The following is a 15,465-nucleotide window of genomic DNA, read 5'->3' on the forward strand; positions in this document are numbered from 1 at the left end:
GGTTCGGCGTGTTCGTTGAACACGCGCTACTTGTCGACTTAGTGTCCTGTTCGGAAGAGTCCAAGGAACAGACACACCCTTAACCCTAAACTTCAGGGTGAGGGTTCGGGTCGGCGCGTTCGGACCGTCCCTATTTCGGCATCAGTCGTCGCAACGCAGGCCCGCGAGGCGGCGACACGTAACTCGAGGCGAGAGGCCTTCGACGTGGCAGCACCGCAGAACTACCTCGCAGTCATCAAGGTCATCGGTGTCGGCGGCGGTGGTGTCAATGCCATCAACCGAATGATCGAGGTCGGTCTCAAGGGCGTCGAGTTCATCGCCATCAACACGGACGCCCAGGCGCTGTTGATGAGCGACGCCGACGTCAAGCTCGACGTCGGCCGTGAACTCACCCGGGGCCTCGGCGCCGGCGCCAACCCGGCCGTCGGCCGCAAGGCGGCAGAGGACCACCGCGAGGAGATCGAGGAGGTCCTCAAGGGGGCCGACATGGTCTTCGTCACCGCCGGTGAAGGCGGCGGCACCGGCACCGGCGGCGCACCCGTCGTCGCCAACATCGCGCGCTCGCTGGGCGCCCTGACGATCGGTGTGGTCACCCGGCCGTTCACCTTCGAGGGCCGGCGCCGCGCGAACCAGGCGGAGGACGGCATCGCCGAGCTCCGCGAAGAGGTCGACACCCTCATCGTCATCCCCAACGACCGACTGCTGTCCATCTCGGACCGCCAGGTCAGCGTGCTCGACGCCTTCAAGTCGGCCGACCAGGTCCTGCTCTCGGGCGTCCAGGGCATCACCGACCTCATCACCACCCCGGGTCTGATCAACCTCGACTTCGCCGACGTCAAGTCCGTGATGTCCGAGGCCGGCTCGGCCCTGATGGGCATCGGCTCGGCCCGCGGCGACGACCGCGCGGTGGCCGCCGCCGAGATGGCGATCTCCTCGCCGCTGCTGGAGGCGTCCATCGACGGCGCCCGAGGCGTGCTGCTCTCCATCTCCGGCGGCTCGGACCTCGGTCTCTTCGAGATCAACGAGGCCGCGCAGCTGGTGAGCGAGGCCGCGCACCCCGAGGCGAACATCATCTTCGGCGCCGTCATCGACGACGCGCTCGGCGACGAGGTACGGGTCACCGTCATCGCGGCCGGGTTCGACGGCGGACAGCCCCCGGCCCGCCGGGACAACGTCATCGGCGCGGCGTCCACCAAGCGCGAGGAGCCCGCCCCGGCTCCGGTCCGCGCCGCCGAGCCGGCCCGCCCGGCCTTCGGCGGACTCGGCACGGTCACTCCGCGCGAGGACCCCCCGGCCCCGGTCGAGCCGGTTCCGGTCGAGACCCAGGCCCCCGCGCCGCAGGTCCCGACGGCCCGCCCTTACCAGGACAGCCCGGCCGAGGAACTGGACGTCCCGGACTTCTTGAAGTGACACCGGAGCAGCACCACGTGGGCGGCGCCCACTTCGCCTTCACCGACCGGTGGGGCGGGGTGAGCGCCGTTCCGTACGAAGAGCTCAACCTCGGCGGCGCGGTCGGAGACGACCCGGCCGCCGTTCTCGCGAACCGGGCACTGGCCGCGCGGTCCCTGGGGCTCGCCCCGGACCGGGTGGTCTGGATGAACCAGGTGCACGGCCGCGACGTCGCCGTGGTGGACGGGCCGTGGGGCCCGGACGCGGAGGTCCCCGCGGTGGACGCCGTGGTGACCGCCCGTCGGGGGCTCGCCCTCGCGGTGCTCACCGCCGACTGCACGCCCGTCCTGCTGGCCGACCCCGTCGCCGGGGTCGCGGGGGCCGCCCACGCGGGACGGCCCGGACTGGTCGCCGGGGTGGTGCCCGCCGCCGTGGAGGCGATGGTCTCCCTCGGCGCCGAGCCCGGGCGGATCATCGCCCGTACCGGACCCGCGGTCTGCGGACACTGCTACGAGGTGCCCGCCGAGATGCGGGAGGCGGTGGCCGGAGTGGTGCCCGCCGCCCGGGCCGAGACCAGCTGGGGGACACCGGCCGTGGACGTGGTCGCCGGAGTGCACGCGCAGCTCGCGGAGGCGGGGGTGGTGAACAGCCGTCGCTCACCGGTCTGCACACTGGAGTCGCGGGACCACTTCTCGTACCGCCGCGACCGGGTGACCGGGCGACTGGCCGGATATGTCTGGTTGACAGAGTCTTCCGGGGGGACGACCCCCGGGCCCCCGGGGGAAAAGAAGAATGACGGATCGTAAGGCGGAGCTCGCCGAGAGCCTGGCGCGGGTGGAGGAACGTATCTCGTCCGCCTGCGCGGCGGCGGGCCGGGCGCGGGACGAGGTGACGCTCATCGTGGTCACCAAGACCTATCCCGCGAGCGACGTACGACTGCTGGCGGACCTGGGCATCCGTCATGTTGCGGAGAATCGTGACCAGGACGCCGCCCCCAAGGCCGCGGCCTGCGCGGATCTGCCGCTCAACTGGCACTTCGTCGGTCAGTTGCAGACGAACAAAGTCCGTTCCGTGGCGGGATACGCGCATGTGGTGCAGTCCGTCGACCGCCCCAGGCTCGTGACCGCCCTCTCGGCCGCCGCCTCGAACGCCGGCCGGGAACTCGGCTGCCTCGTGCAGATCGCCATCGACGCGGAATCGGGGCAGCGCGGGGCCCGCGGCGGCGCGGCGCCGGAGCAGCTCGCGGAGTTGGCGGACCTCGTCGCCGCCGCACCGGGACTGCGGATCGACGGGCTGATGACCGTCGCTCCGCTGTCCGGCCCCTTCGCGGGACGCGAACAGGCCGCTTTCGAGCGGTTGATGGAATTGTCATCCCGCATGCGCGCGGACCATCCTGCTGCCACGATGGTGTCGGCCGGGATGAGCGCAGACCTGGAACAGGCCGTTGCGGCCGGTGCGACACATGTACGCGTCGGCACTGCGGTACTCGGCGCGAGACCCCGGCTCGGGTAACGTCGCGAAGAAAGTCGGACCACAGCAGAAAATATGGTCATTCCCGCCGATGAGCGGGCAGACCACGTGGATCGCGGGCAGTTGGTGACATTCGTGACACGGCGGCACCTGCGACAGGGCGATCCACCACAGAGCGGAGGACTCGGAGAATGGCCGGCGCGATGCGCAAGATGGCGGTCTACCTCGGCCTCGTGGAGGACGACCGGTACGACAACCCGGGGTACGACCCCGACGACGAGTTCGAGCCCGAGCCGGAGATGGAACGGGCTCGGGAGCGGGATCGCCGACAGCAGCCCGTGCACCAATCGCCCATTTCGGACGAACCGGTACGAGCCGTACAGCCTCCGGCGCAGCGGGAGCCCATCCCAATTCCGGTGGAAAACGGACGTCCTGCGCGAATTGCCCCCGTGGCATCCATCACACCTGATCGCACCAACCTGGAGAAGAACGCCCCCGTGATCATGCCCAAGGTCGTCTCCGAGCGGGAGCCGTACCGCATCACGACGCTGCACCCCCGGACCTACAACGAGGCCCGTACCATCGGGGAACACTTCCGTGAGGGCACTCCGGTGATCATGAATCTCACGGAGATGGACGACACGGATGCGAAGCGTCTCGTGGACTTCGCCGCCGGACTCGTCTTCGGTCTGCACGGCAGCATTGAACGCGTGACACAGAAGGTGTTCCTGCTGTCGCCTGCTAACGTCGATGTCACGGCGGAGGACAAGGCTCGCATCGCGGAGGGCGGGTTCTTCAACCAAAGCTAGACCGATCCGTCAGATACGGGACCGGGAACAGAGCGGGAAACGGGGAGAGGGAAGCGCGGGATGGGCGTCGCACTACAGGTGGTCTACATCGCGCTGATGTGCTTCCTCATCGTGCTGATCTTCCGACTGGTCATGGACTACGTGTTCCAGTTCGCACGTTCATGGGCGCCCGGCAAGGCGATGGTGGTCGTTCTGGAGGCCACCTACACTGTCACCGATCCACCGCTCAAGCTTCTTCGGCGGTTCATTCCGCCGTTGCGTCTCGGGGGCGTGGCACTCGACCTGTCCTTCTTCGTTCTGATGATCATCGTTTACATCCTCATCAGTTTCGTGAGCACCGCTGCGAGAAGCGTGTGAACGATGAGCTTCTCCGCGCGCGCGGGGACAGTCCCGATACGGTCTTGCCGACTGCCGACGACTACGTAGAGGTGAAGAAGACATGCCGCTGACTCCCGAGGACGTGCGGAACAAGCAGTTCACGACCGTCCGCCTCCGAGAAGGCTATGACGAGGACGAGGTCGATGCCTTCCTCGACGAGGTCGAGTCCGAACTGACGCGCCTGCTGCGCGAGAACGAGGACCTGCGCGCCAAGCTGGCAGCCGCCACGCGTGCCGCCGCGCAGAACCAGCAGCAGCAGGGCATGCGCAAGCCCGAACCCCAGGACCAGCGCGGCCCCGGCGCCCCCGTGCCCGCGGCCATATCCGGCCCGCCGCAGCAGCAGATGGGCCCGCCGCAGCTCCCCGGCGGCCAGCCGCAGCTCCCGCCGGGCCCCGGCGGCCAGGGCCAGCAGGGCCCCGGCCCGATGGGCGGCCCCATGCAGCAGCACCCCATGGGCGGACCGCAGGGCATGGGACAGCAGGGCATGGGCCAGCAGCAGCAGTCGATGGGCGGCCAGAACGCGCTCGGCCAGCAGATGCAGCCGATGGGGCAGCAGATGCAGCAGATGCAGCCGATGGGGCAGCAGATGCAGCCCATGGGCCAGCCCATGCAGCAGATGCAGCAGCAGCAGCCGCAGCTCCCGCAGCAGGGCCCCGGTGGCGACAGCGCCGCCCGCGTCCTGTCGCTGGCGCAGCAGACCGCCGACCAGGCGATCGCGGAGGCCCGCTCCGAAGCCAACAAGATCGTCGGCGAGGCCCGGTCGCGCGCCGAGGGCCTGGAGCGGGACGCCCGCGCCAAGGCCGACGCGCTGGAGCGGGACGCGCAGGAGAAGCACCGCGTCGCGATGGGCTCCCTGGAGTCCGCCCGCGCCACGCTGGAGCGCAAGGTCGAGGACCTGCGGGGCTTCGAGCGTGAGTACCGTACGCGTCTGAAGTCCTACCTGGAGTCGCAGCTGCGCCAGCTGGAGACCCAGGCCGACGACTCGCTGGCCCCGCCGCGGAACCCGGCCGGTCCCGCGCTGCCGCCGTCGCCGTCGCCCTCGATGGCTCCGGCCGGTGCGATGGGGCACTCCATGGGTGGTCCCTCGATGGGCGGCCCGTCGCCCATGGGCGGTCCCTCCCCGATGGGCGGCCCGTCGTACGGCGGCCAGCAGCAGATGTCCCCGGCGATGACCCAGCCGATGGCTCCGGTCCGGCCGGCTGCGCCGCAGCCGATGCAGGCGCCGTCGCCGATGCGGGGCTTCCTGATCGACGAGGACGACAACTAGGCGCCGCCGCCGTTTCTGCGGTCGGCAGCCGCTCTACGGGCCGGGCCCGAGGTTCTACGGAACCTCGGGCCCGGCCCGTTTTTGCGTGCCCGGGCGCGGCGCCGCTCCCGGGGGCCAGCCCCCGGACCCCCGCGCCTCAAACGCCGGCGAGGCTGGATGGTGCGGCGAGGCCGCAGGATCGGGGCTCCGCCCCAGGCCCCGCGCCTCCAACGCCGGCGAGGCTGGATGGTGCGGCGAGGCCGCAGGATCGGGGCTCCGCCCCAGGCCCCGCGCCTCAAACGCCGGCGAGGCTGGATGGTGCGGCGAGGCTGGAACCTTCAGCCCCGCCGGCGTTTGAGGCGCGGGCGCGGAGCGCCGTGTAGGGAGCCGCGCCGGTGGAAGGGCGGGCAGGGGACAGCAAAGAGGCCCGTACCGCCCAGCGAGGGGGGGTACGGGCCTCTTCGGCCGCTACGCCTTGCGGAGGCGGAAGGTCAGGGACAGGGGCTCGTCCGTGAAGGGGTCACCGTAGGCCGCGTCGGCCTCGCCGGACGCGAAGTCCGTGGCGAGGACCTCGTCCGCGATGAGGCCGGCGTGGTCCGTCAGGGCCGTCACCACCTCCGGGTCCGCGGAGGACCACCGCAGGGCGATGCGGTCCGCCACGTCCAGGCCCGAGTTCTTCCGGGCCTCCTGGATCAGCCGGATCGCGTCACGCGCCAGACCCGCCAGCCGCAGCTCCGGGGTGATCTCCAGGTCCAGGGCCACCGTCGCGCCCGAGTCGGACGCCACCGACCAGCCCTCGCGCGGGGTCTCCGTGATGATGACCTCCTCGGGGGAGAGGGCCACCTCCTCGCCGTTGACCGAGACGACCGCGGAGCCCGAGCGCAGGGCCAGGGACAGCGCCGCAGCGTCGGCCGCGGCCACCGCCTTGGCGACGTCCTGCACGCCCTTGCCGAAGCGCTTGCCCAGGGCCCGGAAGTTCGCCTTCGCCGTGGTGTCCACCAGCGAGCCGCCGACCTCCGAGAGGGAGGCCAGGGAGGAGACGTTCAGCTCCTCCGTGATCTGGGACTGGAGCTCCGGCGACAGCGCGTCGAAGCCGACCGCGCCGACCAGCGCCCGCGACAGCGGCTGGCGCGTCTTCACGCCCGACTCGGCACGCGTGGCGCGGCCCAGCTCGACCAGGCGGCGGACCAGCAGCATCTTCTGGGACAGGGTCCGGTCCACCTGAGCGGAGTCCGCCTCCGGCCACGCCGACAGGTGCACCGACTCCGGGGCGTCCGGGGTGACCGGGACGATCATGTCCTGCCAGACCCGCTCGGTGATGAACGGGGTGAGCGGGGCCATCAGGCGGGTGACCGTCTCGACGACCTCGTGGAGGGTGCGCAGCGCGGCCTTGTCGCCCTGCCAGAAGCGGCGGCGCGAGCGGCGCACGTACCAGTTGGAGAGGTCGTCCACGAAGGAGGACAGGAGCTTGCCCGCGCGCTGGGTGTCGTACGCCTCCATCGCGTCCGTGACCTCGGCGACGAGGGTGTGGAGCTCGGAGAGCAGCCAGCGGTCGAGGACCGTGCGGTCCGCCGGGGCCGGGTCGGCCGCCGAGGGCGCCCAGTTCGACGTACGGGCGTACAGGGCCTGGAAGGCGACCGTGTTCCAGTACGTGAGGAGGGTCTTGCGGACCACCTCCTGGATCGTGCCGTGGCCGACGCGCCGCGCGGCCCACGGGGAGCCGCCGGCCGCCATGAACCAGCGGACCGCGTCCGCGCCGTGCTGGTCCATGAGCGGGATCGGCTGGAGGATGTTCCCCAGGTGCTTGGACATCTTGCGGCCGTCCTCGGCGAGGATGTGGCCGAGGCAGACCACGTTCTCGTAGGAGGACTTGTCGAAGACGAGGGTGCCGACCGCCATCAGCGTGTAGAACCAGCCGCGGGTCTGGTCGATGGCCTCCGAGATGAACTGCGCCGGGTAGCGCTTCTCGAAGATCTCCTTGTTCTTGTACGGGTAGCCCCACTGCGCGAACGGCATCGAGCCCGAGTCGTACCAGGCGTCGATGACCTCCGGCACGCGGACCGCTTCGAGGGAGCAGCCCTCGGCGGTGCAGGTGAAGGTCACGTCGTCGATGTAGGGGCGGTGCGGGTCCAGGGCGGACTGGTCCTGGCCCGACAGCTCGGTCAGCTCCGCGCGCGAGCCGACGCAGGTGAGGTGGTTCTCCTCACAGCGCCAGATCGGCAGCGGGGTGCCCCAGTAGCGGTTGCGGGAGAGCGCCCAGTCGATGTTGTTGTTCAGCCAGTCGCCGAAGCGGCCCTGCTTGACCGAGTCCGGGAACCAGTTCGTCTTCTCGTTCTCCCGCAGCATCGCGTCCTTGACCGCGGTGGTGCGGATGTACCAGGACGGCTGCGCGTAGTAGAGCAGGGCCGTGTGGCAGCGCCAGCAGTGCGGGTAGCTGTGCTCGTAGGCGATGTGCTTGAAGAGCAGGCCGCGCGCGTCGAGGTCGGCGGTCAGCTTCTCGTCGGCCTTCTTGAAGAAGACGCCGCCGACGAGCGGGACCTCCTCCTCGAAGGTGCCGTCGGGGCGGACCGGGTTCACGACGGGCAGGCCGTACGCGCGGCAGACCGCGAGGTCGTCGGCGCCGAAGGCGGGGGACTGGTGGACCAGACCGGTGCCGTCCTCGGTCGTGACGTACTCGGCGTTCACGACGTAGTGGGCCTCGGCCGGGAACTCGACGAGGGAGAACGGGCGCTCGTACGTCCAGCGCTCCATCTCCTTGCCCGTGAAGGACTCGCCGGTGGCCTCCCAGCCCTCGCCGAGGGCCTTCTCCAGCAGCGGCTGGGCGACGACCAGCTTCTCTTCACCGTTGGTGGCCACCACGTACGTGACGTCCGGGTGCGCGGCGACCGCGGTGTTGGACACCAGGGTCCAGGGGGTGGTCGTCCAGACGAGGAGGGCGGCCCCGCCCGCGAGGGGGCCGGAGGTCAGCGGGAAGCGGACGAAGACCGACGGGTCGACGACCGTCTCGTAGCCCTGGGCCAGCTCGTGGTCGGAAAGGCCGGTGCCGCAGCGCGGGCACCAGGGGGCGACGCGGTGGTCCTGGGTGAGCAGACCCTTGTTGAAGATCTCCTTCAGCGACCACCACACGGACTCGACGTACTCGGGGTCCATGGTCCGGTAGGCGTCGTCCAGGTCGACCCAGTAGCCCATGCGGGTCGTGAGCTCGGTGAACGCGTCGGTGTGGCGGGTCACGGACTCGCGGCACTTGGCGTTGAACTCGGCGATGCCGTACGCCTCGATGTCCTGCTTGCCGTTGAAGCCGAGTTCCTTCTCGACGGCGAGCTCGACGGGCAGGCCGTGGCAGTCCCAGCCCGCCTTGCGAGCCACGTGGTAGCCGCGCATGGTGCGGAAGCGGGGGAAGACGTCCTTGAAGACGCGGGCCTCGATGTGGTGCGCACCGGGCATGCCGTTCGCGGTGGGCGGGCCCTCGTAGAAGACCCACTCGGGGCGGCCCTCGGACTGCTCCAGGGTCTTGGCGAAGGTCTTGCTCTCGCGCCAGAAGTCGAGGACCGCGTGCTCGAGGGCAGGCAGGTCGACCTGGGCGGGTACCGGGCGGTACTGCGGCGGTGTGGTCATGAGGCTGAACTCTTCCTCCGGCGGGGTGTCACTTCCGTCCGGAGGGACGAGAGCCGTTCCTGAGAATCCAGGACGCCTGCTCCCGCGGTACCACCCTCCTTGGCCGCCGGACGGATCCGGTGGCCCCCTCATTGGGGTGCGAAGCCGGTTCTACTCGCCCTACGGGGATCCGTACGGGCTTTCTTCCGGCGGCTCAGGGGTGATCCTTCACATCGCGCTCGCCCCCGGGCTCTCACCGTCCCCGGGTCGCTCCTGGCTGCGTACGGCGCTACTCGTCCCCGTCCATGCCTTTCGCTGGGCCCAGTGTACGGGCCGGGCGGGTCCTCGGCAGACCGGTTTACGGGGGCCCGTGCGGGGGGCGGCGCCACGGCGTGGCGGGGGCGCGGCCGGCGCGCGGCGGGAGGCGCGGGGCGGGCCCGCGCGTGACCCGAATGGGCCTGGGCGCCGGTACGGACGCGGGTGGGGCGGGAGTGGCGGATTACCGGGGCTCCGGATGGGCACAACGGATGCAGGTTGATCTCGAAGGATGCGTGCCCCGTTGCCGCGGGGCTGGAGGCGATTTATCGTTCCGGCACGAATCGCGAGCATTGATCACAGTATGTGAAGGGGCCGCGGCCATGGTGGCGAAGAAGACCGCCGGGAGTACTGCCAAGAAGGCTGTCGGGAAGGCCGCCGGGAAGGCGGAGGCCCCCAAGGACGCGGCTCCCGCCAAGAAGGCGACCGCTGCCGGGACGACCGCTGCCGCCACCAAGGCGCCGGCCACGAAGGGGCCGGCGAAGAAGGCTCCGGCCAGGACGGCGACGGCCGTCAAGGCGACCGCCGTCAAGGCGACCGCCGTGAAGAAGACGACCGCCGTCGAGAAGCGGACGGCCACGGCCAAGCAGGCCGGGGCCGAGGGGGCGGCGCATGCCGCGAAGGAGACGGGAGTCCGCAAAGTGGTTGCCAAGAAGAGCACCGGCACGGCGAGGAAGACGGCTGCGGCGGCCACCAGCGGGCTGCCCAAGACACGGGCCACCGCGGCCCTCACCCCCGGCGAGCTCGCCGTACGGCCCGGCGAGGACCCCTGGACGCAAGGAGAGGTCGACGAGGCCCGCGACGAGCTGATGAGCGAGGTGCTGCGGCTGCGCGCGGAACTCGACGCCTCCGAGGTGGCGATCAGCGGCCTGATGCGGGACTCGGGCGACGGCGCGGGCGACGACCAGGCCGACACCGGAACCAAGAACATCACCCGGGAGTCCGAGCTGGCGCTCGCGGCGAACGCCAGCTCGATGCTGGAGCAGACCGAGCGGGCCCTGGAACGGCTGGAGGCGGGCACGTACGGCCTCTGCGAGAACTGCGGGCAGCCCATCGGCAAGGCCAGGATGCAGGCCTTCCCGCGGGCCACCCTGTGCGTGGACTGCAAGCAGAAGCAGGAGCGGCGGCACTAGGCGGCGGAATTGGGTGGAGGTGGGGCAGGCGGTGGGCGGGGGCCCTGACGTACCCTCGTGTCTCGTCAGGGTCCAGGAGGAGCCTGGTTCGAGCTAGTTCGAGGGACTCACGTGGCAGAGGCGGAGCGCATCATCGGTACGCCGGAGGTCGGGGACGACGCCCAGCCGGAGTCCGCCGTGCCCAAGGGGCGCCGGCGGATCGCGGCGCTGCTCGTCGTGGCGGTGCTCGCCTACCTGCTGGACCTCGGCACCAAGATGCTCGTCGTGGCGAAGCTGGAGCACCAGCCGCCGATCGAGATCATCGGTGACCTGCTGAAGTTCGAGGCGGTCCGCAACCCGGGCGCCGCCTTCGGCTTCGGCGAGGCCTTCACCATCATCTTCACCTGCATCGCGGCCTCCGTGATCGTGGTGATCGTGCGGCTCGCGCGCAAGCTCTACAGCCTGCCGTGGGCGATCGCGCTGGGCCTGCTGCTGGGCGGTGCGCTGGGCAACCTGACCGACCGGATCTTCCGTTCGCCGGGTGTGTTCCGGGGCGCGGTCGTCGACTTCATCGCGCCGGCCCATTTCGCGGTCTTCAACCTGGCCGACTCGGCGATCGTGTGCGGCGGCATCCTGATCGTCCTGCTGTCGTTCAAGGGCCTCGACCCGGACGGCACCGTCCACAAGGACTGATCGCGGAACTGTCGCGGGACCGTTCGCGGAACTGCCCGGCTGCCGAGTCCTGCATACTCGACAGGTGAGTACGATTCCCGAGATCCGCACCCTGCCCGTTCCCGATGGCCTCGAAGGCGAGCGTGTCGACGCCGCCATCGCCCGTATGTTCGGTTTCTCCCGGACGAAGGCGGCCGACCTCGCGGCCGCGGGGAAGGTGTCGGTCGACGGCAGTGTCGTCGGGAAGTCCGAGCGTGTGCACGGTGGCGCCTGGCTCGAAGTCGAGATGCCCGAACCGCCGCGGCCGGTCGAGTTTGTCGCCGAGCCGGTCCCCGGCATGGAGATCGTCCACGACGACGACGACATCGTGGTCATCATGAAGCCGGTGGGCGTCGCCGCCCACCCGAGCCCCGGCTGGACCGGCACCACCGTCATCGGCGGCCTCGCCGCGGCCGGCTACCGCATCTCCACCTCCGGCGCCTCCGAGCGCCAGGGCATCGTGCACCGCCTCGACGTCGGCACGTCCGGCCTGATGGCCGTCGCCAAGTCGGAGCGCGCGTACACCTCGCTGAAGAACCAGTTCCGCGAGCGGGTCGTGGACAAGCGCTACCACGCGCTGGTGCAGGGCCACCCGGACCCGATGAGCGGCACCATCGACGCGCCGATCGGCCGCCACCCGAGCGCGGACTACAAGTGGGCCGTGACGCAGGAGGGCAAGGACTCCGTCACCCACTACGACCTGATCGAGGCCTTCCGCGCCGCCTCGCTGCTGGACATCAAGCTGGAGACCGGGCGTACGCACCAGATCCGCGTGCACATGTCCGCGCACCGGCACCCGTGTGTCGGCGACCTGACGTACGGCGCGGACCCGACGGTCGCGAAGCGGCTGGGCCTGACCCGGCAGTGGCTGCACGCGGTCCGGCTCGGCTTCGAGCACCCCTCCGACGGGCAGTGGGTGGAGTTCGAGAGCGGCTACCCGGCGGACCTGCAGCACGCGCTGGACGTGATCCGGGCGGAGAGCGAGTGACCGCCGTCGGCTTCGAGGTACGGGTCGCGGACTCCGAGGCCGACATGGCGGCGTGCTTCGCCGTGCGGACCGAGGTGTTCGTGGTCGAGCAGTCCGTACCGGAGTCGATCGAGTACGACGCGTACGACGCGGGCGCGCTGCACGTACTGGCCGTGGGGCCGGACGGGGCGCCGCTGGGCACCGGCCGGCTGCTCCACGGCGCCGCCGCGCTTGCCAAGACGGGCGACCCGGCGGTCGGCTCACTGGGCCGGCTGGCCGTGAGCAAGGTCGCGCGCGGGCTGGGCGTCGGCGTGGCGCTGGTCCGCGCGATCGAGGCCGAAGCGGTCCGGCTCGGGCTGACGGGTGTCGACCTGGGCGCGCAGACGCATGCGCTCGGCTTCTACGAGCGCCTCGGGTACGTGGCCTACGGCCCGGAGTTCCAGGACGCGGACATCCCGCACCGAGCGATGCGGCGTCCCTTGCCGTAGCCCTGCGGCCCGGCTGCTGGGGCTCCGCCCCAGACCCCGCGCCTCAAACGCCGGCGAGGCTGGATTTGACCGGCGGGCTGGATTGCGCGGAGCGCAATTTCAGCCCCGCCGGCGTTTGAGGCGCGGGCGCGGAGCGCCGTAGGGGTTCGGGGCGGAGCGCCGTAGGGGTTCGGGCCGAGCCCGACACGCGGGGCGCCGTACTCACCGCCCGGGCCAAGCGCAGCGGACTGGCAGGGTGGGGGAGTGGATCAGCTTGCTCTGCTCTTCGTGCTGCTGCTCGGCGCCGTGGTCATGGTGCCGCTCGGGGACCGGCTGGGACTGCCCGCGCCCGTCCTCATGACCCTCGGCGGGGTGGTCCTCGCGCTGGTGCCGGCCGTGCCGGAGGTCGAGGTGCCGCCCGATTTCATCCTGCCGCTGGTGCTGCCGCCGTTGCTGTACGCCTCCGTGCAGCGGACCTCGTGGCGGCAGTTCGCCGCCAACGTGCGGCCCATCCTCCTGCTGGCCGTGGCCCTGGTGTTCGTCACGACCGCCGCCGTGGCCGCCGTCGCGTACACCGTGGTGCCCGCGCTGCCGATCGCCGCCGCCGTCGCGCTCGGAGCGCTCGTGGCCCCGCCCGACCCGGTCGCCGCCACGGCCGTCGCCGGATCGCTCGGGCTGCCCCGCCGCATGGTGTCGATCCTGGAGGGCGAGGGGCTCTTCAACGACGTGACGGCGATCGTGCTCTACCACGTGGCGATCGGCGCGGCCGTGAGCGGCAGCTTCTCCTGGCCCGACGCGTTGGGGGAGTTCGTGCTGTCCGCAGTCGTCGCCGTGGTCGTCGGCCTGGCCCTCGGCTGGATCACCCACCGGCTGATGGGCCGGCTCGACGACGCCACCCTCCAGATCGGGCTGACGCTGCTGGTGCCCTTCGTGTCGTACGTGGTCGCGGAGGAACTCCACGGGTCGGGGGTGCTGGCCGTGCTGACGACGGCCCTGTTCCTCGCCGAGTACGCGTCCGACGCCGACGACGTGCTGGGGCGCCTCGCCGGGCACACCTTCTGGGAGGTCGTGGACACGCTGGTCACCGGGGTGGCCTTCGGGCTGATCGGGCTGGAGCTCCACAACGTCTTCGGGACGGCGCAGGACCGCGAGTGGGAGATGGCCGGATGGGCGGCGGTCGTCGTCGCGGTGGTGGTCGGCGTACGGCTGGTGTGGCTGCTGCCGGCCGGCTGGCTCGCGAAGAAGCTGCACCAGCGCCGCGACTACGACGAGGAGATCCCGCTGAGCTGGCGGGAGAGCGTGGTGATGTGGTGGGCCGGGATGCGCGGGGTGGCCTCGGTGGCCCTGGCCCTGGCCATCCCGCTGAAGACGGACTCCGGCGAGCCGTTCCCGGCGCGGGACGAGATCATCTTCATCGCGTTCGCGGTGATCATGGCGACCCTGGTGTGCCAGGGGCTGACCCTGCCGTGGCTGGTGCGGCGGCTGGGCGTGGAGGCCGACACGGACGTGCGGCGGGACGCCGAGCGGCAGCTGGCGATCCGCGCCGCGAAGGCCGCGAAGCGGCGGCTGAAGGAGATCGACGAGGTCGAGGAGCTGCCGGAGGACCTGGTCGAGCAGCTGACCCGGCGCGCGTACGACGTGGGGGCCAGGATCAGCCCGGACATGGTGGACGAGGAGCGGCGCGAGGCGTACGCGAAGCGGGTGCAGCGGCTCCGCGACATCCAGCGGATCCAGCGGGAGATGATGTCGGCCGCCCGCCACGAGGTGCTGGCCGCCCGCAGCGAACCCGGCTCCGACCCGGAGGTCGTCGACCGGGTTCTGCGGCACCTGGACGTACGCAGCCTGCGCGCTCCCTAGGCCGGCCGGGACGCCAGCCGCTCCAGCGAGCGGAGGAAGCGGACGTACGGGGACCAGCGGGCCCGGCGGGCGATCGTGCCGGTGCAGGCCAGCTCGGCGCGGTCCAGGCTGTCCTCCAGGAAGGCGTCGTGCGCCGGCCGGTAGGCGAGGGGCCAGGTGATGCGGGAAACGCCGCTGACGGACATCGCGAGGGTGTGCCGCAGCACGGTCCGTTCCGCGTCGACGGCCAGCGCGGTGAACTCGTGGAAGCCGTGGAACCCGCGGGGCCCGGTGAAGGCGAAGCGGACCCAGGTCCCCGGCACGTACGCGGCCACCGTGTAGCGCACCGGCCCGTGTCCGCCGGCCGCGCCGACGCCCAGGGGGCGGTCGAGCTCCATCTCCTCCCACAGGCGGCCGGGCCAGAGCCGGTCGTCCTCCCCGCTGGACAGCGTGTCGATGAGCGCGCCGACCTCGCTCTGCTTGGCCCCGAGCAGGCGTTCGTGCACGTTGTAGACGCCCATGCGTCCTCCCCTCAGATTATTAGAGATCAGTCTCTAATAATCTGGAGGGTACTCTCTGATTCATGGCGAGACCACCCCGCTTCGACACCGACCAGATCCTCGACGCCGCCGTCCGGCTGGCGGCCACCGCCGGACCGGGCGGCGTGACCATGTCCGCCGCGGCCCAGGCGGTCGGCGCGCCGAGCGGCTCCATGTACCACCGGTTCGCAGGGCGGACGGCCCTGCTCGCCGAGGTGTGGCTGCGGACCGTCGAGCGGTTCCAGGAGGGCTACTTCGCCATGCTGCACAGCGATCCCGACCTCCGCCGGGCCGCCCGCGCGGCCGCCCGGCACGTCGTGGCCTGGAGCCGCGCCCATCCGCAGGAGGCCGCGCTCCTGCTGTACGGCCCCGCGGAGTTCGGCCGAGCCGACTGGTCCGAGGAGCACACCCGGCGGGCCGACTCCGGCAACCAGCGCGTGTACGCCGCCCTCGGCACCCTCGCCGACTCCCTCGGCGCGACGGACCCCCAGGGCCGGGACCGCGTCACCCTCGCCCTGATCGACCTGCCGCTCTCGGTCGTCCGCCGCCACGTGCGCGCCGGCGGCCCGCTGCCGCCGCACGCCGAGGACCTCGCCGAGGAGTGCGCGGCGGCCCTGCTGTAGACCTGGTGG

The 15,465-nt window shown here is 71.3% G+C and carries 14 protein-coding genes; 12 read left to right on the forward strand and 2 right to left on the reverse strand.

Features of this window, described 5'->3' with window-relative positions:
* The first annotated feature begins 204 nt into the window (after positions 1–204).
* The 6 genes from ftsZ to RIU97_RS29265 all read left to right on the forward strand — a co-directional run bounded on the left by ftsZ (position 205) and on the right by RIU97_RS29265 (position 5,313).
* On the forward strand, positions 205–1,410 hold the full coding sequence (ftsZ, locus tag RIU97_RS29240) for a cell division protein FtsZ (RefSeq protein WP_404960567.1): 1,206 nt from the start codon (positions 205–207) through the stop codon (positions 1,408–1,410).
* The gene (gene pgeF / locus RIU97_RS29245; protein WP_404960568.1) at positions 1,407–2,195 is read left to right on the forward strand and encodes a peptidoglycan editing factor PgeF; all 789 of its coding nucleotides are present in this window, start codon (positions 1,407–1,409) and stop codon (positions 2,193–2,195) included. Before ftsZ ends, pgeF begins: the two co-directional genes overlap by 4 nt.
* Entirely contained in the window at positions 2,182–2,901 is a 720-nt protein-coding gene (locus RIU97_RS29250) for a YggS family pyridoxal phosphate-dependent enzyme (protein WP_404960570.1), read from the forward strand. Before pgeF ends, RIU97_RS29250 begins: the two co-directional genes overlap by 14 nt.
* Before the next feature lie 149 nt (positions 2,902–3,050).
* Entirely contained in the window at positions 3,051–3,668 is a 618-nt protein-coding gene (locus tag RIU97_RS29255) for a cell division protein SepF (RefSeq protein ID WP_030707332.1), read from the forward strand.
* Positions 3,669–3,728: 60 nt separating this feature from the next.
* Positions 3,729–4,025 carry a YggT family protein gene (locus RIU97_RS29260; protein WP_007263603.1) on the forward strand — a complete coding sequence of 99 codons (297 nt, stop codon included), beginning with the start codon at positions 3,729–3,731 and terminating at the stop codon, positions 4,023–4,025.
* An 82-nt stretch (positions 4,026–4,107) separates the two neighbouring features.
* Positions 4,108–5,313 carry a DivIVA domain-containing protein gene (locus RIU97_RS29265; protein ID WP_404960572.1) on the forward strand — a complete coding sequence of 402 codons (1,206 nt, stop codon included), beginning with the start codon at positions 4,108–4,110 and terminating at the stop codon, positions 5,311–5,313.
* 447 nt (positions 5,314–5,760) lie between these two features.
* Here RIU97_RS29265 and ileS read toward each other — a convergent pair whose 3' ends face one another.
* A complete protein-coding gene (ileS, locus tag RIU97_RS29270; protein ID WP_404960574.1) occupies positions 5,761–8,907 on the reverse strand; it encodes an isoleucine--tRNA ligase in 3,147 nt (1,048 codons plus the stop codon).
* A 617-nt stretch (positions 8,908–9,524) separates the two neighbouring features.
* Between ileS and RIU97_RS29275 the strand changes: the two genes are divergently transcribed.
* From RIU97_RS29275 to RIU97_RS29295, 5 genes are all read left to right on the forward strand, one after another.
* Positions 9,525–10,334, forward strand: coding sequence for a TraR/DksA family transcriptional regulator (locus RIU97_RS29275; RefSeq protein WP_404960576.1), 810 nt, complete (start codon positions 9,525–9,527; stop codon positions 10,332–10,334).
* 111 nt (positions 10,335–10,445) lie between these two features.
* Positions 10,446–11,006, forward strand: coding sequence for a signal peptidase II (gene lspA, locus RIU97_RS29280; protein WP_030707323.1), 561 nt, complete (start codon positions 10,446–10,448; stop codon positions 11,004–11,006).
* A 64-nt stretch (positions 11,007–11,070) separates the two neighbouring features.
* Positions 11,071–12,012 (forward strand): RluA family pseudouridine synthase, encoded by a 942-nt coding sequence (locus RIU97_RS29285; RefSeq protein ID WP_404960578.1) that lies wholly within the window; start codon positions 11,071–11,073, stop codon positions 12,010–12,012.
* A gap of 44 nt (positions 12,013–12,056) precedes the next feature.
* Positions 12,057–12,479 (forward strand): GNAT family N-acetyltransferase, encoded by a 423-nt coding sequence (locus RIU97_RS29290; RefSeq protein ID WP_404962981.1) that lies wholly within the window; start codon positions 12,057–12,059, stop codon positions 12,477–12,479.
* A 243-nt stretch (positions 12,480–12,722) separates the two neighbouring features.
* Complete coding sequence (locus RIU97_RS29295; protein ID WP_404960579.1) at positions 12,723–14,315, forward strand: Na+/H+ antiporter; 1,593 nt, start codon at positions 12,723–12,725, stop codon at positions 14,313–14,315.
* Here the strand turns inward: RIU97_RS29295 and RIU97_RS29300 are convergent.
* Positions 14,312–14,815 (reverse strand): SRPBCC family protein, encoded by a 504-nt coding sequence (locus tag RIU97_RS29300; protein WP_404960580.1) that lies wholly within the window; start codon positions 14,813–14,815, stop codon positions 14,312–14,314. The two genes, RIU97_RS29295 and RIU97_RS29300, sit on opposite strands and share 4 nt — an antisense overlap.
* Before the next feature lie 62 nt (positions 14,816–14,877).
* On the opposite strand from RIU97_RS29300, the gene RIU97_RS29305 reads away from it, so the two are divergent.
* A complete protein-coding gene (locus tag RIU97_RS29305; RefSeq protein WP_404960582.1) occupies positions 14,878–15,456 on the forward strand; it encodes a TetR family transcriptional regulator in 579 nt (192 codons plus the stop codon).
* The last annotated feature ends 9 nt before the right edge of the window (positions 15,457–15,465 follow it).

Source organism: Streptomyces sp. 147326 (assembly GCF_045000215.1).
Taxonomy (GTDB): domain Bacteria; phylum Actinomycetota; class Actinomycetes; order Streptomycetales; family Streptomycetaceae; genus Streptomyces.